The organism is Nocardioides sp. Soil796, from assembly GCF_001429525.1.
Taxonomy (GTDB): Bacteria; Actinomycetota; Actinomycetes; order Propionibacteriales; family Nocardioidaceae; genus Nocardioides.
In genome coordinates, this window is record NZ_LMSQ01000019.1 from 555,348 (window position 1) to 576,508 (window position 21,161).

Annotated in this window: 17 protein-coding genes; 4 read left to right on the forward strand and 13 right to left on the reverse strand. The window is 70.5% G+C overall.

What is annotated here, in order from left to right; genetic code table 11:
- Positions 1-82 precede the first annotated feature (82 nt).
- The 4 genes from ASH02_RS19825 to pdxH form a co-directional block, all read right to left on the reverse strand.
- The gene (locus ASH02_RS19825) at positions 83-2,065 is read right to left on the reverse strand and encodes an ABC transporter ATP-binding protein (protein ID WP_057295346.1); all 1,983 of its coding nucleotides are present in this window, start codon (positions 2,063-2,065) and stop codon (positions 83-85) included.
- On the reverse strand, positions 2,062-3,795 hold the full coding sequence (locus tag ASH02_RS19830; RefSeq protein WP_057295347.1) for an ABC transporter ATP-binding protein: 1,734 nt from the start codon (positions 3,793-3,795) through the stop codon (positions 2,062-2,064). Before ASH02_RS19830 ends, ASH02_RS19825 begins: the two co-directional genes overlap by 4 nt.
- On the reverse strand, positions 3,795-4,412 hold the full coding sequence (locus ASH02_RS19835) for a TetR/AcrR family transcriptional regulator (RefSeq protein WP_056891879.1): 618 nt from the start codon (positions 4,410-4,412) through the stop codon (positions 3,795-3,797). Before ASH02_RS19835 ends, ASH02_RS19830 begins: the two co-directional genes overlap by 1 nt.
- Before the next feature lie 87 nt (positions 4,413-4,499).
- Positions 4,500-5,132 carry a pyridoxamine 5'-phosphate oxidase gene (gene pdxH / locus ASH02_RS19840; protein WP_057295348.1) on the reverse strand — a complete coding sequence of 211 codons (633 nt, stop codon included), beginning with the start codon at positions 5,130-5,132 and terminating at the stop codon, positions 4,500-4,502.
- A gap of 126 nt (positions 5,133-5,258) precedes the next feature.
- Between pdxH and ASH02_RS19845 the strand changes: the two genes are divergently transcribed.
- Positions 5,259-6,362: a citrate synthase 2 gene (locus ASH02_RS19845; RefSeq protein ID WP_056682336.1), complete on the forward strand. Its 1,104-nt coding sequence runs from the start codon at positions 5,259-5,261 to the stop codon at positions 6,360-6,362.
- A gap of 17 nt (positions 6,363-6,379) precedes the next feature.
- Here ASH02_RS19845 and ASH02_RS19850 read toward each other — a convergent pair whose 3' ends face one another.
- The 5 genes from ASH02_RS19850 to ASH02_RS19870 form a co-directional block, all read right to left on the reverse strand.
- Positions 6,380-6,679 (reverse strand): ribosomal protein L7/L12, encoded by a 300-nt coding sequence (locus ASH02_RS19850; protein WP_082563960.1) that lies wholly within the window; start codon positions 6,677-6,679, stop codon positions 6,380-6,382.
- 159 nt (positions 6,680-6,838) lie between these two features.
- Positions 6,839-7,435, reverse strand: a complete 597-nt coding sequence (locus tag ASH02_RS19855; protein ID WP_156409814.1) for a class I SAM-dependent methyltransferase — start codon at positions 7,433-7,435, stop codon at positions 6,839-6,841.
- A gap of 9 nt (positions 7,436-7,444) precedes the next feature.
- A complete protein-coding gene (locus ASH02_RS19860; RefSeq protein WP_056682344.1) occupies positions 7,445-8,119 on the reverse strand; it encodes a response regulator in 675 nt (224 codons plus the stop codon).
- Positions 8,116-9,225, reverse strand: coding sequence for a sensor histidine kinase (locus ASH02_RS19865; RefSeq protein ID WP_057295350.1), 1,110 nt, complete (start codon positions 9,223-9,225; stop codon positions 8,116-8,118). The genes ASH02_RS19860 and ASH02_RS19865 overlap by 4 nt, the downstream gene beginning before the upstream one ends.
- An 87-nt stretch (positions 9,226-9,312) precedes the next feature.
- Complete coding sequence (locus tag ASH02_RS19870) at positions 9,313-12,297, reverse strand: AfsR/SARP family transcriptional regulator (protein ID WP_162262607.1); 2,985 nt, start codon at positions 12,295-12,297, stop codon at positions 9,313-9,315.
- A gap of 133 nt (positions 12,298-12,430) precedes the next feature.
- Between ASH02_RS19870 and ASH02_RS19875 the strand changes: the two genes are divergently transcribed.
- Positions 12,431-13,357, forward strand: a complete 927-nt coding sequence (locus ASH02_RS19875; protein ID WP_057295352.1) for an ABC transporter ATP-binding protein — start codon at positions 12,431-12,433, stop codon at positions 13,355-13,357.
- Positions 13,354-14,208, forward strand: coding sequence for an ABC transporter permease subunit (locus ASH02_RS19880; protein ID WP_057295353.1), 855 nt, complete (start codon positions 13,354-13,356; stop codon positions 14,206-14,208). The genes ASH02_RS19875 and ASH02_RS19880 overlap by 4 nt, the downstream gene beginning before the upstream one ends.
- Positions 14,209-14,230: 22 nt before the next feature.
- Here the strand turns inward: ASH02_RS19880 and ASH02_RS19885 are convergent, their stop codons facing one another.
- Complete coding sequence (locus ASH02_RS19885) at positions 14,231-14,719, reverse strand: GNAT family N-acetyltransferase (protein WP_235539088.1); 489 nt, start codon at positions 14,717-14,719, stop codon at positions 14,231-14,233.
- A gap of 106 nt (positions 14,720-14,825) precedes the next feature.
- On the opposite strand from ASH02_RS19885, the gene serC reads away from it, so the two are divergent.
- On the forward strand, positions 14,826-15,944 hold the full coding sequence (gene serC, locus ASH02_RS19890) for a phosphoserine transaminase (protein ID WP_057295354.1): 1,119 nt from the start codon (positions 14,826-14,828) through the stop codon (positions 15,942-15,944).
- Positions 15,945-16,061: 117 nt separating this feature from the next.
- Here the strand turns inward: serC and ASH02_RS19895 are convergent, their stop codons facing one another.
- From ASH02_RS19895 to ASH02_RS19905, 3 genes are all read right to left on the reverse strand, one after another.
- A complete protein-coding gene (locus ASH02_RS19895; protein WP_056891872.1) occupies positions 16,062-17,063 on the reverse strand; it encodes a hypothetical protein in 1,002 nt (333 codons plus the stop codon).
- Positions 17,063-18,274 (reverse strand): class I SAM-dependent methyltransferase, encoded by a 1,212-nt coding sequence (locus tag ASH02_RS19900; RefSeq protein ID WP_056891871.1) that lies wholly within the window; start codon positions 18,272-18,274, stop codon positions 17,063-17,065. The genes ASH02_RS19895 and ASH02_RS19900 overlap by 1 nt, the downstream gene beginning before the upstream one ends.
- 95 nt (positions 18,275-18,369) lie before the next feature.
- Positions 18,370-21,153, reverse strand: a complete 2,784-nt coding sequence (locus ASH02_RS19905; RefSeq protein ID WP_057295355.1) for an FAD-binding and (Fe-S)-binding domain-containing protein — start codon at positions 21,151-21,153, stop codon at positions 18,370-18,372.
- Between the last annotated feature and the right edge of the window lie 8 nt (positions 21,154-21,161).

Here is a 21,161-nt window from a genome sequence, read left to right on the forward strand (position 1 = left end):
CACGCCTGACCCGCCGTGGCGACCGCACCAACTGCCGCAGTTGTTCACGGCAGCCCGTCTGCCACCCACCCGGATGCCTGCCTCAGGCGACTGGCGCCGCGAACTGCGACTGGTAGAGCGTGGCGTAGGCGCCGTCGGCCTCGAGCAGCTCGTGGTGCGTGCCCTGCTCGACGATCGCGCCGTCCTCCATCACCAGGATCAGGTCGGCGTCGCGGATCGTGGAGAGCCGGTGGGCGATCACGAACGACGTACGGTCACTGCGCAGGGCCGCCATCGCCTGCTGGAGCAACAGCTCGGTGCGGGTGTCGACCGAGCTGGTGGCCTCGTCGAGGATCAGCAGCGCCGGGTCGGAGACGAACGCGCGAGCGATGGTGATCAGCTGGCGCTCACCGGCACTGATGTTGCCGCCGTCCTCGTCGATGACCGTGTCGTAGCCGTCGGGCAGCGAGTGCACGAAGCGGTCGACGAACGTGGCCCGGGCTGCCTCGAGGATCTCCTCCTCGGTCGCGTCGGGGCGGCCGTAGGCGATGTTGTCGCGGATCGTGCCCTCGAAGAGCCACGCGTCCTGCAGCACCATGCCGATCTGGTCGCGCAGCTCGGCGCGCGGCATCGCGGAGACGTCGACGCCGTCGAGCGTGATGCGCCCGCCGGTCACCTCGTAGAACCGCATCACCAGGTTGACCAGGGTGGTCTTCCCGGCGCCGGTCGGGCCGACGATCGCGACCGTCTGACCGGGCTGGGCGACCAGAGAGAGGTCCTCGATGAGCGGCTTGTCCTCGTCGTAGCGGAACGAGACACGGTCGAAGACGACCTCGCCGTGACGCTCGCCGGGGGCCGCCGGAGCGACCTGGCCGTCGGGGCGCTGCTCGTCTGCGTCGAGCAGCTCGAAGACCCGCTCGGCCGACGCGACACCCGACTGGAGAAGGTTCATCATCGACGCGACCGCGGTCAGCGGCTGGGTGAACTGGCGGGTGTACTGGATGAACGCCTGCACCTCACCCAGGCTCAGCGATCCGCTGGCCACCCGGAGACCACCGACGACCGCGATCACCACGTAGTTGAGGTTCCCGATGAACATCATCAGCGGCATGATCAGCCCGCTGACGAACTGGGCCTTGAACGAGGCCTCGTAGAGCCGCTCGTTCTCCTCCTCGAAGCGCTGCTCGACCTCCTTCTGGCGGCCGAAGACCTTGACCAGGGCGTGGCCGGAGAAGGTCTCCTCGATGTGCGCGTTCAGCGTGCCGGTCAGCCGCCACTGGGCGATGAACTGGCTCTGCGAGCGCTTCATGATGAGCGAGGTGGCGTACATCGAGATCGGCACCGAGACCAGCGCGATCAGCGCCAGCAGTGGTGAGATCCAGAACATCATCGAGATCACCGCGACGACCGTGAGCAACGAGGTGAGCAGCTGGCTCAGGGTCTGCTGCAGGGTCTGGCTGATGTTGTCGATGTCGTTGGTGACCCGGCTGAGCAGCTCGCCGCGGGGCTGGCGGTCGAAGTACTCCAACGGGAGCGCGTTGACCTTGTCCTCCACGTCGGAACGCATGTCCATGACCGTGCCCTGTACGACGTCGTTGAGCAGGAAGCCCTGGATGAACGACAGGATCGATGCGCCGGCGTACAGCCCGAGCACGATGAGCAGCACCGCACCGACGGCGCCGAAGTCGACCCCCTGGCCGGGCACGAAGTCCATCGACGCCATCATGTCGGCGAGCCTGTTGTCGCCGCGGTCGCGCGCCGCCTGCACGACCTGCTCCTGGGTCAGGCCGGCGTCGAACTGGTTGCCGAAGAGCCCGTCGAAGATGAGGTCGGTCGCGTGGCCGAGGATGCGCGGGCCCAGCGCGGTCAGCACGACACTGCCGATCGCCAGCACCACCAGGGCGATCGCCTTGACGCGGTACGGCGCGATGCGGCCGATCAGGCGCTTGGCGGAGGGCACGAAGGTCATCGCCTTCTGGCCGACCATGCCGCCGCCCATCGGGCCGCGCCCGGGGCCGGGGCCGGCCGTGATGCGCTCGGTCTCCTTGAGGGTGCCGCCCTTGTCGGTCTTCTCCGTCGTGCTCATGCTGCCTCCTCCGCCGTCAGCTGCGACTCGACGATCTCCTGGTACGTCGGGCAGTCGGCGAGCAACTCGTCATGGGTGCCGCGGCCGACGACGATGCCGTCCTCGAGCACGAGGATCAGGTCGGCGTCGCGGATCGTGGAGACCCGCTGGGCGACCAGGACCACCGTCGCGTTGCGGGTGACCGGCCTCAGTGCGGCGCGGAGCCGGGCGTCGGTGGCCAGGTCGAGGGCCGAGAAGGAGTCGTCGAAGAGGTAGATCTCCGGCTCCCGGATCAGCGCCCGGGCGATGGCCAGGCGTTGTCGCTGGCCGCCCGAGACGTTGGTGCCGCCCTGCGTGATCGGCGACTCGAGCCCCTCGGACATGGCTTCGACGAAGTCACGGCCCTGGGCGATCTCGAGCGCACGCCACAGCTCGTCGTCGGTGGCGTCGGGCTTGCCGTGGCGCAGGTTGCTGGCCACCGTGCCGGAGAACAGGAACGCCTGCTGCGGGACGAGCCCGATGCGGTGCCACAGCGACTCCGGGTCGAGGTCGCGCACGTCGACGCCGTCGACCTGCACGCTGCCGGTGGTGGCGTCGAAGAGCCGCGGCACCAGGTCGACCAGAGTCGACTTGCCGGAGCCGGTCGAGCCGATGACCGCGACGGTCTCGCCGGGCCGGGCCTCGAAGCTGACGTCCTGCAGGACCGGCTGCTCGGCGCCGGGATAGGTGAACCCGACTCCGTCGAGGACCAGGTGGCCGGACTGCTGCACCGAGGTGACCGGCCGCGCGGGCGGCACGACGCTGGTGTCGGTGTCGAGCACCTCCGTGATCCGGTCGGCGCAGACCGCCGCGCGCGGGATCATCATCAGCATGAAGGTGCCCATCATCACCGACATCAGGATCTGCATCAGGTAGGACAGGAACGCGGTCAGCGCACCGACCTCCATCTGACCGCTGTCGACGCGGTGTCCGCCGAACCAGAGCACCGCGACGCTCGAGACGTTCACGATCAGCATCACCAGCGGGAACATCGTGGCCATCCACCGGCCGGCCTTGACCGAGACGTCCGTCAGGTCGTCGTTGGCCTTCTGGAAGCGGCGGGTCTCATGGGGCTCACGGACGAACGCGCGCACCACGCGGATGCCGGTGATCTGCTCGCGCAGCACCCGGTTGACGCCGTCGATGCGCTCCTGGACCAGCCGGAAGTTGGGCACCATGCGCGAGACCACCACGCCGACGGCCAGGAAGAGCGCGGGTACGACGATCGCGAGCAGCCACGACAGACCGAGGTCCTCGCGCATCGCCATCAGCACGCCACCGACCATCATGATCGGCACGGCGACGGCCATGGTGCACGTCATCAGGGCCAGCATCTGCACCTGCTGCACGTCGTTGGTGTTGCGGGTGATCAGCGAGGGCGCACCGAACTGCCCGACCTCGCGGCCGGAGAAGGTGCCGACGCGGTGGAAGACGGCTGCGCGCAGGTCGCGGCCGAACGCCATCGCCGTACGCGCGGAGAACCAGACGGCGACCACGGAGCAGACGATCTGCACGAGCGAGACGCCGAGCATGATGCCGCCCACGCGCACGATGTAGCCGGTGTCTCCTTCGGCCACGCCCTGGTCGATGATGTCGGCGTTGAGGCTCGGCAGGAACAGCATCGCCACGGTCGAGATGAACTGGAGCGTGACCACGACCGCGATCCAACCCTTGTACGGCGCGAGATAGGTGCGCATGAGACGGAGCAACATCAGGCTTCCTCCCCGGGGAGCATGACTCCGCCGACGATGATGTCGGCGATCTGGTCGGACGTGAGATCGGCGTCGAGCTCCATGCCGGGATGGCGGGACCCGAAGACCAGGGAACGGAGGACGACCGCGGCGGTCGCGGGTGGCACACGCATCTTGTCGGCGTACGGCGCGAAGAGCGTGGCCAGCATCTCGAGCAGGTCGCGGTTGGCGCGGACCAGGAACTCGGGTGGACGCGGCGGGTCATCGGGATCGGGGCGCGGGCCGTGCTTCATCAAGTAGGAGCGGACCGCGAACATCACCGTCAACGACCGCCGCATCTGGACGGCCAGGGACTCCGCGGCCCGGCGGACGCGCTCGTGGAGGTCGTCGGTGTCGGCCAGCATCGCGTCGAACTCCTCGCGCCCGTGGGAGGGGTTGATCGTCTCTTCGGCGACCGCCCACATCAGCTCGGTCTTGTCGGCGAAGACCCGGAAGATGGTGCCCTCGGCGACCCCGGCCGCCTCGGCGATCAGCCGGGTGCTCAGGTCTCCGCCGTGCTCGATGACCAGCGGCACGACGGCGTCGAGGATCGCCTGGCGTCGGTCCGCGGGCGACAGGGGTTTGGCGCGAGGAGTCACGCCGGAAAGAGTAAATGAGTGAGCACTCACTCACAAGTGTTTTTACGTCGACCCGTCGTGAGTCCGACAGAACTCACGACGGGTCGATCAGGGGGCTAGGCGCTCACGGCGCCAGTGGTCCCCCGAACGGCGGTAGCGCCACCGGTCGTGCATGCGGTTCTCGCGTCCCTGCCAGAACTCGATCGACTCCGGCGCGACGACGTACCCGCCCCAGTGCTCGGGCACCTCGATCTCCCCCGGCATGCGCGCGGCCGCGTCGTCGTACCGCTCATGGAGGCCGGCCTCGGTGACCACCTGCGACTGCGGCGAGGCCCACGCGCCGAGCTGGGCTCCGCGCGGCCGGGTCGCGAAGTACGCCGCCACCTCGTCGCGTGGCAACAGCACCGCCGCGCCCTCGACACGGACCTGCCTCTGGAGCGCGTGCCATGGGAACAGGAGCGCGCACCGCGGGTTCGCTGCGAGGTCAGATCCCTTGTGGGACTGGAGATTGGTGAAGAAGCAGAAGCCTCGGGGGTCGAGCCCCTTCAAGAGGACGGTGCGCGCCGAGGGCTGCCCGTCGGCGGAGACGGTGGCCACCACCATCGCGTTCGGCTCGGGCAGGGTGCCTGCGTCGCCGTACCAGGAACGGAAGAGCTTGAGCGGGTCTTCGGGCAGGGCGCTCTCGACGATGCCGATGCGGGAGTACTCCTGGCGCTGCGTCGCCCACGGTGCTGATTCCACACCGCGAGCCTACGGGCGCACCGGCGGCCGCGGACCACAGGTCGAGACCCCGTTCTGTCGCTGCTTCGAGGCTGGGGGCAGAATGCAAAGGTCCGACACTGCAGCACGGCAAAGGAGCCACCCGTTATGACCGAGGTTCACCACGGCCTTGAGGGCGTCATCGCATTCGAGTCCGAGATCGCCGAACCCGACAAGGAAGGCTCCGCGCTCCGTTACCGCGGTGTCGACATCGAGGACATCGTCGGACGGGTCCCGTTCGAGAACGTCTGGGGCCTGCTGATCGACGGTTCCTACACCCCCGGCCTGCCGGCCGCCGAGCCCTACAACCTGCCGATCCACACCGGCGACGTGCGCGTCGACGTCCAGGCGGCCGTGGCGATGCTGGCGCCGGCCTTCGGCTTCGGCCAGACCTACGACATCTCCGACGAGCAGGCCCGCGAGGACCTCGCCCGCGTCGCGGTCATGGTGCTGTCGTACGCCGCCCAGTCGGCCCGCGGCCTGAACCAGCCCGTCGTGCCCCAGAAGCTCGTCGACGAGGGCAGGACCCTCGCCGAGAAGTTCCTGATCCGCTGGAAGGGCGAGGCCGACCCCAAGCACGTCAAGGCGATCGACGCCTACTGGAGCTCGGCTGCCGAGCACGGCATGAACGCCTCCACCTTCACCGCCCGCGTGATCACCTCCACCGGCGCCGACGTGGCCGCCGCGTTCTCGGGCGCGATCGGCGCGATGAGCGGCCCGCTGCACGGCGGCGCCCCCTCCCGCGTGCTCGGCATGATCGCGGACGTCGAGGAGTCGGGCGACGCCACGGCGTACGTCAAGGGACTGCTCGACCGCGGCGAGCGACTGATGGGCTTCGGCCACCGCGTCTACCGCGCCGAGGACCCCCGCGCCCGCGTGCTGCGCCGCACGGCGAAGGAGCTCGACGCACCCCGCTACGCCGTCGCCGAGGCACTGGAGAAGGCCGCTCTGGCCGAGCTCCGCGAGCGTCGTCCCGACCGCGTGCTCGAGACGAACGTCGAGTTCTGGGCCGCCATCGTCCTCGACTTCGCCGAGGTCCCGGCGCCGATGTTCACCTCGATGTTCACCTGCGCCCGCACCGGCGGCTGGTCGGCGCACATCCTCGAGCAGAAGCGCACCGGGCGCCTGATCCGCCCGTCCGCGATCTACACCGGCCCCGACCCGCGCCCGGCCGACTCGGTCGAGGGCTGGAACACCGACTGGGCCAAGTAACACCCGCCGACAGTCGCTCAGAGGGACTCGACCGCGTCCTTGGCCTCCTTGAGGCCGAGGCCGGTCTCCTCGCGATGCACCTTGATCGCCTGGATCTTCTTGCCCTCGATCGCCAACTGCCGGACGCGAGCCGAGATCGGTGTCCCCGTGGCATGCGGTGTGGAGACGGTGGACACCGTCGGGCCCATGACCTGGCTGATCTCGTGCTCCGAGATGCCCTGGTGGCGGGCGAGCAGCTCGACCAGCGCCTCGAGCCGGCCGATGCGGGCGCGCAGCGCCTCGACGTCCCGGGCGGATGCCGCGTTGAAGATTCCCATGACCTGCAGGCTAACCGCCGTCACGGGTCGTGGTGTGCCGTCCGACAGGCAAGTGGCCTCGATCGTGATCGTCGGCACGCTCAGCAGGGCGTGCGAGCACCCTGGTTGCCTGTCCTACGGGCCGCTCGCCCGTGGACAGCCGCGCGGGTCGCGCGTCGGTCAGCGGGTGCTGACCAGCAGGTAGCGCTCGTCGGTGATCTCCTTGCCCCACAGCACCGGGTCGGTCAGCGGGGTGATCTTGGCGCGCAGCCGGTGCACCCGCACGGCCTGCGAGGCCTCGTCGGCGGTCAGGCCCGCGCCGGTGGACCAGGACCCCTCGACCAGCACGAGGATGCCGCCCGGGCGGAGCAGGTCGCACCACCGCGCGACCGTCTCGACCGGGTCCTTCATCGCCCACAGCACGTGCCGGCTGAGCACGACGTCGTACGCCCGTCGCGCCAACGTCGGCGCACTCGCGTCGTCGACCGTGAACCTGGCGCTGACGCCGCGCTCACGGCCCTTGGCCTGCGCGCGGGCCACCATCGACGACGAGAAGTCGATGCCGTCGACCTGGTGGCCGCTCTCGGCGAGGAGCACCGACAGCGTGCCGGTGCCGCAACCGAGGTCGGCGATCTTCGACGGTTCGTCCGGCAGTACGCCGAGCAACAGCCGGCGCCACGCCTCCCGAGTGGCCGGGTCCCGAAGCCCGTGATCGGCCTCGTCGTCGAAGGTGTCTGCTTCCGCATCCCAGAGTGCTGGGGTCTGTCCCGAGATCATGCGACGAATCTAACGGCTGGGTGGGGACTCCGGTGGTTCGAGGCCCGACTGGATCGCGAAGACGACGAGCTGGGCCCGGTCGCGCGCGTGCAGCTTCACCATCGCGCGGGACACGTGCGTGCGCACGGTGTCGGGGCTGACCACCAGCTCTTCGGCGATCTCCTGGTTGGACCTGCCGGTGGCCACCCATGCCACCATCTCGCGTTCCCGCTCGGTGAGCTGGCCCAGCTGCGGGTGCGGCGTACGGCGGGTCTGCGCGCCGGTGCCGAAGTGCTCGATCACCCGTCGCGTGACCGAGGGTGCGAGCAGGGAGCCGCCCTGCGCCACGACGCGGATCGCGTCGAGGAGGGCGGTCGGCTCGGCGTCCTTGAGCAGGAATCCGGAGGCGCCCAGGCGCAATGCCTCGAAGACGTACTCGTCGAGCTCGAACGTGGTCAGCATGACCATGCGCACGTCGGCCAGGTCGGCGTCCTGGCCGACGGAACGCAGCAGCTCGAGGCCGTCCATCACCGGCATCCGGATGTCGCAGAGCACCACGTCGGGCCGTTCGCGGCGGATCATCATCAGCGCGCCGCGACCGTCCTCGGCCTCGCCGACCAGCTCGAGGTCGTCCTCGCCGGCGACCAGGGTGCGCAGGCCGACCCGCACCAGTGCCTGGTCGTCGACCAGCGCGACGCGGATCATGCGCCCACCGGCAGCACGGCATGCACCCGGAAGCCCTGGTCGGTCGGGCCCGCCTCGAAGGTCCCGCCCAGGGCGGTCACCCGCTCGCGCATGCCCCGAAGACCCATGCCCTCATCGTGCACCACTCCCCCACGCCCGTCGTCGGAGATCGAGACCTCCAGCGCGTCGCCGGACCGCTCGAGGGCGACGCTCACGGTCGACGCGTCGGCGTGGCGCAGCACGTTGGTCAACGACTCCTGCACGAGGGCGTAGGCCGCGGCGTCGACGTCGTCGGGCAGGTCGCCCGCGGTGTCGTTGACCCGCACGGCCGGGCCGGCCGCCTGCACCCGCTCGACCAGCGTCGACAGCTCCGCGAGCCCTCGACGCGGTGCGCGGGGCGCGGCGTCGCCGGTCAGCTGCGAGAGCTCGCTGCGCAGGGCGTCGAGCGACTCGCGGCTGGTGTCGCGGATCGCCTCGAGGGCCTCGCGTACGGCGGCCGGGTCCTTCTCGAGCACGTGCAACGCGACGCCGGCCTGCATCGCGATCACGGCCAGTCCGTGACCGACGCCGTCGTGCAGGTCCTGGGCCATCCGGAGCTGCTCCTCGGTGGCCGCGCGCTGCCTGTCGATGACCCGGGCCTCGTCGCGGGTGCGCACCGCGGTGGCGATCGACGCGGCGGCGGAGACCAGGGCCCCCACTCCGATCGACTGCCACATGCCGACGTCGAACTCGTCCCACCGGAGTCCACGGACCAGGAGCCCCGCCCACACCAGCACACCCGAGCCGAGCACCAGCGGCCACCACGCGCGGAAGCGGCGCCGCGTCGCGACCAGGAAGGCCGCCGCCACGACGGTGAAGAAGATCGGCCCGTTGTTGCCACCCACCGCGAAGTACACGCCGACCAGGAGCCCGTTGGCGACCACGGCCGACGGCCAGCGGTCGATCAGGAACAGCACGGCGGCCGAGAGCACGGCGAGCACGACGGCGGCAATGCCCCCCGCCAGCTCCGAGCCGGGGTGGAAGTCGCCACGCTCACCGAGGTTCACCGCGCCGGAGCCGCCGGCGACGATCACCAGGACAGGGACGAGCCACCACCGGCGCCAGAGCACGGACAACGTCGAGTTCATGCCCACGACGCTAGGGCAGTCGGGCGCGTTCGTCGTACGACCCGACGCGGTGGCGGCGTACGCAATCGCGCGTAGGCCGCCCTGCCGTCACTCTGCGAGCTCGGCACGGATGCGAGCCACCTCGCTGACCAGCCGGTCGTCCGACCCCTCGCACAGCGCAGCGGCCCGGTCCACCTCGACCAGTGCGCCGGCGCGATCGCCGCGACGGTCCAGGTGCCGTGCCAGGTCGAGCCGCACGGTGACCTCGACGCGGGTCAGCCCGTTGGTGGATGCGTAGTCGACGGCCTCACGGCAGTAGGCAAGCCCGCCCGCCGGGTCCTCGCCGGACACCGCGCGCGCAAAGCCACGCAGGCACACGGCGACCGTCAGCACGTGTCCGGACATGTGGGCACCACGTAGGGCCGTGCGAAAGATCTCCTGCGCCTCGCGGAAGTCTCCCCGGGCATGCGCGATGTCGCCGAGGGTGGCCTGGGCATCCGCTTCGATCTCGTGGAACCCGTGGTCCGACGCAACCTCCGAGGCCTCCACTGCCAACGCGGTGGCGGCGTCGAGGTCGCCGGCCTCGTAGCGCAGGTCGGCCAGACTGTTCAGCCCCGTCGACAACTCCGCCCACAGCCCATCGGCGCGCGCTATCGACACCGACTCCGCGACCAGCTCACCCGGCCGGACCGTCTCGCCCTGTGCCTTCAGGATCGAGGCCAGGTTCGTGGCCTGAAGCGCAGTGCGCCTGCGCTCGCCGGCGGCCTCGAAGGCCGACCTCGAGCTCTCGGCAAGCCGGGCGGCCTCTCCCAGGTCACCACGCACGTAGGCCAACGCACCCAGGTTGCCCTCGAGCGCGGCTCGTCCGACGGGGTCGTGCGTGCGGTGCTCGTGGATGGCCAAGGAGCGCAGGAAGTGTTCCCTGGCGGAGCCCGGATCACCGCTGCGGGCCCGGTTGACCCCCAGGGACGACTCGGCCAGCGCCTCACTGCGTGGATCGCCGTGATCGCGCGCGATGTCTCGAGCGCGCCGATGCAACCGGTCGCCCTCCTCGATGTGCCCGTGGCTGCTGAGCAGATCGGAGAACGACTGGGCCAGCTCGACCACGCGATGGGCGTCGCTGGGTCCGACGTCATCGACGGCGGCCAGCACGTTCGGCAGCTCCCGCGCCATCCACGCCAGTGCCTCGGATCTCCCGGCGAACTCCGGGACCACAGGGTGCGGCTCACGGATCCGGGCCTTGCTGAACGTCTCGGCCGGCCGCAGCAGGTCGTCGGCCAAGGCAGCCCGGCGCGAGTAGTGGCCGAGCAACCTCGACCGCGCAGCCCGTCGGGCGTCGTCGGACTCGAGAAGGCGCGCTCCCTCACCGGCGTACGCGCGCAACAGGTCGTGTTGGAAGTAGCGCCTGGCCGGCGACTCGGTGATGAGGTGGGCGCGGAGCAGGACCGCAAGACTGCGGCGTACGTCGTTCGCGTCGCGATCGCTCAACGCGGCCAGGGCGTGGAGCCCCGCGTCCTTTCCCGGCAACATGCCGAAGTGGCGGAAGAGTCGCGCTGCCTCGGCGGGAAGCGACTCGTAGGACCACGAGAAGACCGCGCGTACGTCGGTCGCCGGGCCGTCGCCGGCATCGAGCAGATCCAGGCGGTCGTGTTCTCCTGAGAGTTCGGCGACAAGGGCGGCAACCTTGCGGTCGGGATGTGCGCGGACCTGCTCGGCGGCAATCCGCAGCGCCAGCGGAAGGCGCGCACACAGACGCACGAGCTCGGCGGCGGGCGCGGACTCTTCGCGCACTCGGTCGTCGGTCAGCTCAACGAGGAGATCCAGGGAGTCCTGGTCGTTGAGTGGCGGCAGGTCCACGGTCTGCGCACCCTCGCGAACGGCGAGACCGGTCAGGCTCTCACGACTCGTCACCAGCACACAGCAGCCCTGCGTCGCGGGCAGCAACGGGCGCACCTGATCAGCCGACCGCGCGTTGTCGAGCACGATCAGCAGGCGGCGACCGTCGACCATGCTCCGGAACAGGGCGGCTCGCTCGTCCTCGTCCTCGGAGAGGCCGGCCGTGTCGAAACCAAGGCCGCGCAGGAACACGCCCAGCACGTCGGCCGGCGCGGCAGGGTTGTCGGCGCTGAATCCGCGCAGGTCGTAGAACAGCTGGCCGTCGGGGTAGTCGGCGCGATGCTGGCGCGCCCACTGCACGGCGAAGGCGGTCTTGCCGACACCTGCGGTTCCGGTGATCACCCAAACACCAGCCTCATCGGTCTCACCCCACTGCTTGTCGAGCCGGGCGAGGTCCTGGTCACGCCCGAAGAGACGGGAGGCGCCAGCGGGCAGCTGCGCCGGCGTCGGCCGTGGCTTGGCCGGTGGCTCGGCCTCGTCGCCGGCGAGGATCCGGGCCTGCAGGTCGCGGAGGGCGGCACCCGGTTCGAGGCCGAGCTCCTCACCCAGGCTCGCGTGCGCAGCGGCGTACGCCCCGAGCGCGTCGGCCGGGCGCCCGGCAAGGTGCAGCGCCCGCATGAGCAAGAGCTGGAGGCCTTCGTCCAAGGGGTGTTCCCGAGCCGCCAGCTCCAGCTCGGGCAGCACCGCGCCGTGGTTTCCGAGGGCCAGGTCGGCCTCGGCCAGGGACTCCAGCACCATCAGGCGGCGAGCGCTCCAGCGCTGCAGCTCAGGTGCCAACGCCAGCTCCTCGACATCGGCCATCGGCGCCCCCCGCCACAGGTCGAGCGCCTCACGGGCATGTCTCGACACCGCCGCCGGATCTCCCTCGAGGGCCAGCACCCGGGCAGCCAGGTCGTCGAACCCCGCCACGTCGTACTCGTCACGCTCGACGCGCAGCCGGTATCCGAAGGTTTCGCGCGAGAGTCGCACGGGATCGTCGAGCATCGCCCGCAGCCGGTGGGTCAGCACCTGCAGCCGGGCTGGGGTGCGGGCAGCGACATCGCCAGGCCAGAGCGCCTCGATCAGGAGGTCGTCGCGCACGGTCTGGTTCGCTCGGAGGAGCAACCAACCCAGCATGATCCGCTGCAGCCTTCCGGCAGGCGTCACGTCCTGGCCGTCGTCGAGAACTCGCAGAGGTCCGAGTGCCTCGAAGCGCATCTGCATCACTCCCGAGTTCGAATCGAGACTCAGCCTAGACCCGTGGGCCGCGGGTGCTGTACGCGTTTTTGCGTAGCGGGGCGCCTCTTCCGGGCTGACGCCGAACGGCGGGATCCACGGAAACCTCGAGGGCATGAACGAAAACGTGGTGGAGACACACGGGTTGACCAAGAAGTACGGCGACCGCCTGGCCGTCGACAGGGTCGACATGACCGTGAAGACAGGCGAGGTCTACGGCTTCCTCGGGCCCAACGGCGCGGGCAAGACGACGACCTTGCGCATGATGCTCGGCCTGATCCGGCCCACGGCCGGCTCGGCGAGTGTCCTGGGGCAGCCCGCCGGGCGTCCCGACGTGACCGCACGCATCGGCGCGCTGATCGAGGGGCCGGGCTTCTACCCCTACCTCTCCGGCCTCGACAACCTCCGGGTGATGGCCCGCTACCGCGGCCTTCCGGAGTCGGCGGCCGCCGCGGCCCTGGCCCGGGTCGACCTGGCCGACCGGGGTAGCGACAAGTTCAAGTCCTACTCCCTCGGCATGAAGCAGCGTCTCGGCGTTGCCTCGGCACTGATGGGCGACCCCGAGCTGATCATGCTCGACGAGCCGACCAACGGGCTCGACCCGGCGGGCATGGCCGACATGCGGTCGTTGATCGTCGAGCTGGCCCGCGGTGGGCAGACCGTGCTGCTCTCCAGCCACCTGCTGGACGAGGTGCAGGAGATCTGCGACCGGGTCGGCGTGATCAACAAGGGCCGGCTGCTGCGGGAGTCGACCGTGGCCGACCTGCGCGGCGGTGCCTCGCTCGTCGTACGCGGGTTCCCCGTCGACGCCACGCTCGCGGTGGCGATGGAGGTCGCCGGCGAGGACGCCGTCCACCTCGACGGGGAGGACGTGCTGCTCGATGTCGCACCCGATCGGGCCCCTGGTCTCACCCGGGCACTCGTGTCGAGCGGGGTCGACGTACACCGGATCGGGTCCACCGAACGGACCCTCGAGTCGGTCTTCTTCGAGATGACGGCCGACTCGCAACCCGACGAGAACGACATGGAGGCAGTGTCATGAACGCCCTGATCGCAAGCACCCGCGCAGAGGTCCTGCGCCTGCGGAAGTGGCCGGCGGTGTGGGTCACCATCGGCGCCTGGATGGCGCTGAGCCTGATGTTCGGCTACCTGTTCAACTACCTGTCCTACACGAGCGGGGACAGCAGCTTCAGCAACGAAGGGACGACGAAGGCGGCACTGCTCGCGGAGATGATGCCGGCCAACGTGCCCGACGTCTTCGTGCAGGGAATGCCGATGTTCGGCGGGGCGCTGATGATGGTGCTCGGCGCGATCGTGGCCGGCAACGGCTACGGCTGGGGCACGTGGAAGACGGTCTTCACCCAGGGCCCGTCACGCACCTCGGTGATCGCCGGGTCGCTGGTCTCGGTGACCGTCGCCGTGCTCGGCGTGATGGTCGCGTCCCTGCTCCTCGACCTCGGCTGCTCGCTGGTGATCGCCGGCACCGAGGGACAGTCCGTCGTGTGGCCCTCTCCCGGCGCCATGGCGGAGTCCTTCGGGGCCGGGTTCCTGGTCCTCGAGATGTGGGCGCTGGCGGGCTTCGTGCTCGGCACCGTGGCTCGCGGACCGGCGCTGTCGGTCGGCCTTGGCCTGGTCTGGGCGCTGGTCATCGAGAACCTGCTGCGCGGCGTCGGGCAGCTGCTCTCGCCGGTCGACGCGTTCACCCAGGTGCTGCCCGGCACCGCGGCGGGCTCCCTGATCGGTTCGATCGTGGGCGTCGAGCGCGGAGGCGACGGCACGCCGGGTGTGCTGGACGTGCTCTCCGGGACGCAGGCGACATGGACCGTGCTGGCCTACGTGGTGGTGCTCCCGATGCTCGCCCTGTGGCTGGTACGGCGACGCGACGTCGTCTGAGGATCCGCTCCCCGGCGAATCGTCAGACCTGCTTGGCGAAACACCGTGAGATCGGCGAGTCCCGGTAGTAGCCGAAACCGTCGATGGGCGTGTAGCCCGAGGTCTCGTACAACGCGATGGCCTCGGGCTGACGCTCACCGGTCTCCAGGATCAGCACCTCGGCCCCGGCCTGCGCCGCCGTGGTCTCCAGATGGGCCAGCATCACCCGCGCCAGGCCGCGATGGCGAGCCCGCGGCACGACGTACATCCGCTTGATCTCGGCGGTGGTGCGCGACCCGAGCGCGAGTACGTCGTCCCGCCTGCGCCACGCACCCGAGGCCACCGGCTCGTCGTCCACGTAGCCCACGAAGAAGCTGCCGCCCGGCGGTTCGAACATGGCGGGGTCGAGTGGGGTGTCGTCGCGGCCGCCGTACCTCTCGACGTACTCGAGCTGCACGTCCTCGATCAGCCGCAGGGCGTCGCTGTGGCCGAAGCCGACCCGTGCGATGCGCAGGTCAGCGGATGCCGTCACCGTGTGGACTCCATTCGTCAGTGGCTTGAGCCGGATGACACAATAGGGCTTCGCTGACAGCGTGGTCAGGTAACTCACCCCTGAACGAAGATGAGGTTGTCCGATCGTGACCGACATCCAGATCCCCGCTGACCTGCTCCCCGCCGACGGACGCTTCGGCGCCGGGCCCTCCAAGATCCAGACCTCGCACCTCGACGCGCTCGCCGCCACCGGCGACAAGCTGCTCGGCACGTCGCACCGCCAGGCCCCGGTCAAGAACACCGTCGGCCGGGTGCGCGAGGGTCTCGCCGCACTGTTCGACATGCCCGAGGGCCACGAGGTCGTGCTCGGCAACGGTGGCGCCACCGCCTTCTGGGACATCGCCACCTTCGGCCTGATCCGCGAGAAGAGCCAGCACCTCACCTTCGGTGAGTTCTCCTCCAAGTTCGCCAAGGCCGCCAAGCAGGCGCCGTGGCTGGCCGACCCGTCGGTGATCGAGGCCCCCACCGGTTCGCGTCCCGACGCGGTCGCCCAGGACGGCGTCGACGTCTATGCCTGGGCCCACAACGAGACCTCGACCGCGGTGATGGCTCCCGTCGTCCGCCCCGCGGGTGCCGCCGACGACGCGCTGGTGCTGGTCGACGCGACCTCCGGCGCCGGCGGCCTGCCGGTCGACCTCAACGAGGTCGACGCCTACTACTTCGCGCCGCAGAAGTGCTTCGCCTCCGACGGCGGCCTGTGGATCTCGATCATGTCGCCGGCCGCTCTCGAGCGGGCCGCGTCCATCGCGGCCAGCGGTCGCCACATCCCGGCGTTCTTCGACCTGCCCACCGCGATCGACAACTCCGCGAAGAACCAGACCTACAACACGCCGTCGGTCGCCACGTTGTTCCTGATGGCCGAGCAGCTGGACTGGATGAACGCCAACGGCGGTCTCAAGGGCATGGTCGAGCGCACCACCGCCTCGTCCGACGCGCTCTACGGCTGGGCCGAGAAGACGGCCTACACCACGCCGTACGTCGAGAACCCCGACCACCGCTCACTGGTGATCGGCACCATCGACTTCGACGACGCGATCGACGCCGCGGCGATCGCTGCGACCCTGCGGGCCAACGGCATCGTCGACACCGAGCCCTACCGCAAGCTGGGCCGCAACCAGCTCCGCATCGCGATGTACCCCGCGGTCGACCCGTCGGACGTCGAGAAGCTCACCGCCTGCATCGACCACGTCGTCGGCCAGCTCTGACCTCTCGATAGTCCCTGACGTTTCGGTCCTCGCATCTCGATAGTCCCTGACGTTTCGGTCCCTCCAAGGGCCGAAACGTCAGGGACTATCCCGGTTGTGGGGCCGAAACGTCAGGGACTATCTCGGTTTGAGGGAGCGGAGGAGTACGACGACCGCGGCGAGACCGAAGAGTCCGCCGACGGCCCAGGGCCAGACGTCGCGTTGGGAGTCCTCGTCGGAGTTGGCTGACGTCGTGTCGCCGTCCGACGCGCTGGCGTCCGGGGACGCGGTGCCCGACGCGCCGGCGTCCGGGGACGCGGCGCCCGAGGGGCTGGAGCCGGCGTCCATGGCCTCACGGATCGGCCGCGGCACGTCGACCCGCAGCACTTTGGCGTGGACGCCCTCCGAGCTCAGGTAGATGCGGTCGTCGGGGCCGACCGCGAGCCCTTCGCCCTGCTGTTGCGAGGGCAGCTCGAAGTCGCCGATCTCGCTCATCGTCGCGGTGTCGTAGACGTAGGCCTTGCCGTAGTTGCGCAGCACGAAGTGCAAGCCGTCGGGGAAGAACGCCCCGTCGGTGATCAGTCCCGAGGTCTCCCCCACGGGCTTGAAGACATTGCGGCCGGGCCCGAGAGTGGCCGGGGCCTCGAGGACCTGGCCGCCGAGGACTCCCTTGGTCACGGCGTAGAGCCGCCCGGTGACGGGGTGCACCATGAGCGTCTCGGCGTCCTCGGGACCGCCCTGCCAGGAGACTTCGTGGCGATCCGTCGAGGAGCCGTCGAACGGCACCCGCACGACGGCAAGGTCGTGCCGGCTGGCCCGGTTGTCGCCGATGTCGGCCACCCAGACCGCCTGCTCGCCGTCCGCGGCCGGGGCGATCGCCTCGACGTCCTTCGCGATGCCGGGGTAGTCACGTTGGGACGTGGTGGAGCAGTCGTCCGGATCGATGAAGAAGACCCTGGCCGTGTCGCCCGAGTCGTTCATCGTGATCATCGTGTCGGGGCGCACGACCAGCCCGCTGGACTCGTTGATCGCCGGGTCCTTGAACGAGCAGACCACGTCGGGCCTGGGCCCGGTGTCCGCGGCGGCGACACCCATGGCGAAGGGCGCGACGATGACCGCCGCCGCGAACCATCCCCGCATCAGACCTCCACCAGGTCGGCCAGCTTCGGGCGCACTCCCCAGGTCTCGGTCAGGTCGTCGTACTCCTTGCGCACGCTGCCGCCCTTGACCCGGCCGCCGGCACGCACCGCCCGCAGCAGCGTGTTGCGCGGTGTGTGCTGGCTCTCGACGAACTCGACGACGTCGACCTTGTAGCCGAGCACCCGCAGGATCGAGGCGCGCAACGCGTCGGTGAGGGTGTCGGCGAACCGCTCACGGAGGATGCCGTGCCGGGTCAGCATGGAGTACGGCGCGGGCGTGGGGTTGCGCCGCAGCTGGGCGGAGATGTCGTGGTGGCAGCACGGCGCGGCCAGCACCAGCGCGGCCTCCCAGTCGAGAGCCCTCGCCAGGGCCTCGTCGGTCGCGGTGTCACACGCATGCAGGGCGAGTACGACGTCGGGCCGTCGCTCCAGTGACGCACCCGCGATGGAGCCGACCACGAAGTCGGTCTCGTCAGAGATGCCCAGGCCCTCCGCGACGCCGCTGTTGTGGGTGGCCGACTGCTGCTTCACGTCGACGCCGGTGAGGTGCACCGGCAGCCCGCGGACGTGGCTGAGGTAGCGGTGTGCGGCGAAGGTCAGGTAGGCGTTGCCGCAGCCGAGGTCGACGATGCGCAACGGCTCGTCGGCGGTCGCCTTGCGCAGGGCGCCCTTGGCCACTGCGTCGGTGATCGAGGCGTCGAGCAGTCGCAGGAACTCCTCCACCTGTCGGTACTTGGCCTGACGGGTCGGCTTGATCCGGCCCTGGGCGTCGGAGATGCCGAGGGCCACCAGGACCGGGTCGTCCTCGGGGAGAAGCCGCTGCTTGGGCTTGTCGTGACCGCGCTCGGCCTCGACCTCGGCCTCACGTGCACTGGTGTGCACCATCGCCTCGAGCTTCTTGGTCACCCGGATCTGGTGCTGCTCGGTGGTGGTCTCGACGTGCCAGTTCGCGAACGGCTGGTCCAACAGGTCGTCGACCGCATCCCTCGCGGCGTCACCGGCGTGGTTGGAGGTGTGCGCCTGCGTGTCGTCGTACGCCGTGACCTGCAGGTGGCGGCCGGCCTTGAGGTCGACGTAGCGCAGCTCGACGCGCTTGAACTTCGTCTCCTGGCCGCGCTGGCGACCAGAGGCGACGGCCCGCACCAGGACGGTGTCGTCGAGCATCAGCCCGCGCATCCGCGCCAGGGCCCGCAGCAGGGGTTCGGCGGCCATCACTTCACCAGCGCGGCGACGACGACGACGAGCAGCAGCCCCACCAGCGCCACAGGGATGACAAGACGGCGGTAGCGGGGATTCATGCCCAGATCCTACGTCCGCGCCCCCGCGAGCAGCTCGGCCAGGTGCAGGGCGCGCACGCCGGCCAGGTCGTCGAGCTGCACCCGGCACGACATGCCGTCGGCCAGGACCACCGCCTCCGGACCCGCAGCGCGTACGGCGGGCAGCAGCGTGTGCTCGGCCACGGCCACCGACACCTCGTAGTGACCGCGTTCCACGCCGAAGTTGCCGGCCAGGCCACAACAGCCGCCCAACCTCGTGACGGTGGCGCCCGCCCGGCGCAACAGGGCCTCGTCGGCCTCCCATCCGAGCACGGACGCGTGGTGGCAGTGCGGTTGGGCGACGACCTCGACGCCGGTCAGGTCGGGCGGCGTCCAGTCGATCGAGGTGAGGAACTCGGCCAGGGTCCGCACGCCACCTGCCACCGCGGTCGTGCGCTCACCGGGCACCAGCTCGGTCGCGTCGCTGCGCAAGGAGGCCAGGCAGGACGGCTCGAGCCCGATCACCGGAACCCCTGACGCGACGTAGGGGTGCAGCGTCGAGACGGCGCGCGCCACGATCGTGCGGGCCGCGTCGAGCTGGCCGGTGGTGATCCAGGTCAGGCCGCAGCAGGCGGTCTCGTCGATGACCCGTACCCGCAGGCCGGCGGCGCTCAGCACACGCATCGCGGCCAGCCCGGATTCGGGTGAGAAGTGGTCGGTGAACGAGTCGGCCCAGAGCCACACGTCGGGGGCAGCGGCCTCCTTCGCCCGGGTCAGGCGACGCAGCGACGACCGGGCGAAGGTCGGGAGGCCGCGCCGTTGGTCCATGCCGGCGACGGCGCGGGCCAGGTTGGCCAGCGGCTTGACCCGCAGCGACGCGTTGAGCGCCGGCGCGGCCCGCGACGCGAGTCGCGCCCACCGTGGAAGGCGACCCAGCGTGTAGTGGCTGCGCGGCCGGCGCTTCCCCTTGAACTGCTGGTGGAGGACCTCCGACTTGTAGGTCGCCATGTCGACACCAGTCGGGCAGTCGCGGGCACATCCCTTGCAGGACAGGCAGAGGTCCAGCGCCTCGGAGACCGCCGGGTCCGCCAGCCCGTCCACCAGCGACCCGTCGAGCGCCTCCTGCAGCACCCGGGCGCGGCCCCTGGTCGAGTCCTTCTCGTCCCTCGTCGCCGTGTACGACGGGCACATCACGCCGCCCGGTCCGGTGTTGTCGGCCAGGCACTTGCCGACGCCGGTGCACCGGTGCACCGCGTTGCCCAGGGACCCGCCGTCGTGCGCCAGCGCGAGCAGCGGACGCACCGGGGCGACCGGGCGACCCGGCCGGAGATCGGCGTCGACAGGTGCCGGGTCGACCAGCACTCCGGGGTTGAGCAGGTTGTCGGGATCGCAGATTCGCTTCGCCGCGATGAAGAGTGCGATCGAGTGCTCGTCGTACATCATCGGCAGCAGCTCGGAGCGGGCCCGCCCGTCGCCGTGCTCACCGCTGAGCGAGCCACCGTAACGGCGCAGCGCCGTCGCGCAGTCGGTGAGGAACGACCGGAAGCGCGCTCCCCCGTCGTCGAACTCGAAGTCGATCCGCACGTGCACGCAGCCGTCGCCGAAGTGGCCGTAGGGCACGCCGTCGAGCCCGTGCGCGCGCAGCAGCTCCTCGAAGTCGCGCAACCAGGCGCCCAGGTGCTCGGGCGGCACGGCGGCGTCCTCCCATCCCGAGTACGCCGGCCGGCCGAGGCTGCGCGCAGCCAGGCCGGCGCCGTCCTCGCGGATCCGCCACAGGGCGGCCTGTTCCGGCGGCGCGGTGACGACGCGGTGGTCGAGGGCGTCGGCGGCGCGAATCACCAACCCGGCAAGGGATTCGGCCTCACCTGACGACGCGGCACTGACCTCGACGAACAACCAGCCGGCTCCCCGCGGCAGGTCGGGGACCGGACGTCCCGACGCCCTCACCACGTCGACGATGCGCGCGTCGAGGCCCTCGCAGGCGACCAGCGACCGGCCACCGGCGGCGAGGATCGCCGGCACGACGTCGGCGGCCTCGACCATCGAGGGATAGCCCAGTGCCACCAGGACCGTGCTCGCCGGCTCGGGCACCAGCTCGACGGTGGCCGAGGCGATCAGCGCGAGGGTGCCCTCCGAGCCGACCAGGAAGCGATCGAGTCGGCGCCCCTTCTCGGGCAGCAGGTGCTCGAGCGAGTAGCCACTGACCTGGCGTCCGAACCTGCCGAACTCCGTGCGCACGTGGGCCATCGACGCGTCCACCAACGCGAAGAGGTCTGCTCCGACGGCACTGGCACGCACGGTGTTGGAGGGCGCAGTCGTGACTGCCTCGCCGGTGCCGAAGACCACGTCGAGGCCGGCCACGTTGTCCGACGTACGCCCGAAGCCCAGTGCCCGGGAGCCGCAGGCGTTGTTGCCGAGCATGCCGCCGATCGTGCAGCGGGTGTGGGTCGACGGGTCGGGGCCGTAGCGCAGCCCGAGAGGCGCCAACCGGCGCTGCAGCTGGGCGTGCACGACGCCCGGCTGCACGTGGGCCGTACGGGCCTCCGCATCGACGGTGATGATCCGGTTGAGGTGGCGCGACGTGTCGACGACGATGCCCGGCCCCACGGCGTTGCCGGCGATCGACGTACCGGCCCCACGCATGGTCACCGAAGTGCCGGCCTCGCGCGCGACCTCGAGGACGGCGGCCAGCTCGTCAGGGTGGCGGGGTCGTACGACGGCCTGCGGGACCACCCGGTAGAGCGAGGCGTCGGAGGAGTAGAGAGCGCGGTCCAGGGTCGAGTCGGACACGTCGGTCACGCCCCGCCGGCGGAGACCGGCCAGCACGTCGTTCATCCGGTCTC

Coding starts and splice junctions, on each gene's coding strand:
- ASH02_RS19845 (WP_056682336.1), top strand. CDS start 5,259: ATGACCGAGGTTCACCACGGCCTTGAGGGCGTCATCGCATTCGAGTCC.
- ASH02_RS19870 (WP_162262607.1), bottom strand. CDS start 12,297: ATGCGCTTCGAGGCACTCGGACCTCTGCGAGTTCTCGACGACGGCCAG.
- ASH02_RS19900 (WP_056891871.1), bottom strand. CDS start 18,274: ATGGCCGCCGAACCCCTGCTGCGGGCCCTGGCGCGGATGCGCGGGCTG.
- ASH02_RS19875 (WP_057295352.1), top strand. CDS start 12,431: ATGAACGAAAACGTGGTGGAGACACACGGGTTGACCAAGAAGTACGGC.
- ASH02_RS19905 (WP_057295355.1), bottom strand. CDS start 21,153: ATGAACGACGTGCTGGCCGGTCTCCGCCGGCGGGGCGTGACCGACGTG.
- ASH02_RS19860 (WP_056682344.1), bottom strand. CDS start 8,119: ATGATCCGCGTCGCGCTGGTCGACGACCAGGCACTGGTGCGGGTCGGC.
- ASH02_RS19825 (WP_057295346.1), bottom strand. CDS start 2,065: ATGAGCACGACGGAGAAGACCGACAAGGGCGGCACCCTCAAGGAGACC.
- ASH02_RS19880 (WP_057295353.1), top strand. CDS start 13,354: ATGAACGCCCTGATCGCAAGCACCCGCGCAGAGGTCCTGCGCCTGCGG.
- ASH02_RS19850 (WP_082563960.1), bottom strand. CDS start 6,679: ATGGGAATCTTCAACGCGGCATCCGCCCGGGACGTCGAGGCGCTGCGC.
- ASH02_RS19865 (WP_057295350.1), bottom strand. CDS start 9,225: ATGAACTCGACGTTGTCCGTGCTCTGGCGCCGGTGGTGGCTCGTCCCT.
- ASH02_RS19830 (WP_057295347.1), bottom strand. CDS start 3,795: ATGTTGCTCCGTCTCATGCGCACCTATCTCGCGCCGTACAAGGGTTGG.
- ASH02_RS19895 (WP_056891872.1), bottom strand. CDS start 17,063: ATGCGGGGATGGTTCGCGGCGGCGGTCATCGTCGCGCCCTTCGCCATG.
- ASH02_RS19855 (WP_156409814.1), bottom strand. CDS start 7,435: ATGATCTCGGGACAGACCCCAGCACTCTGGGATGCGGAAGCAGACACC.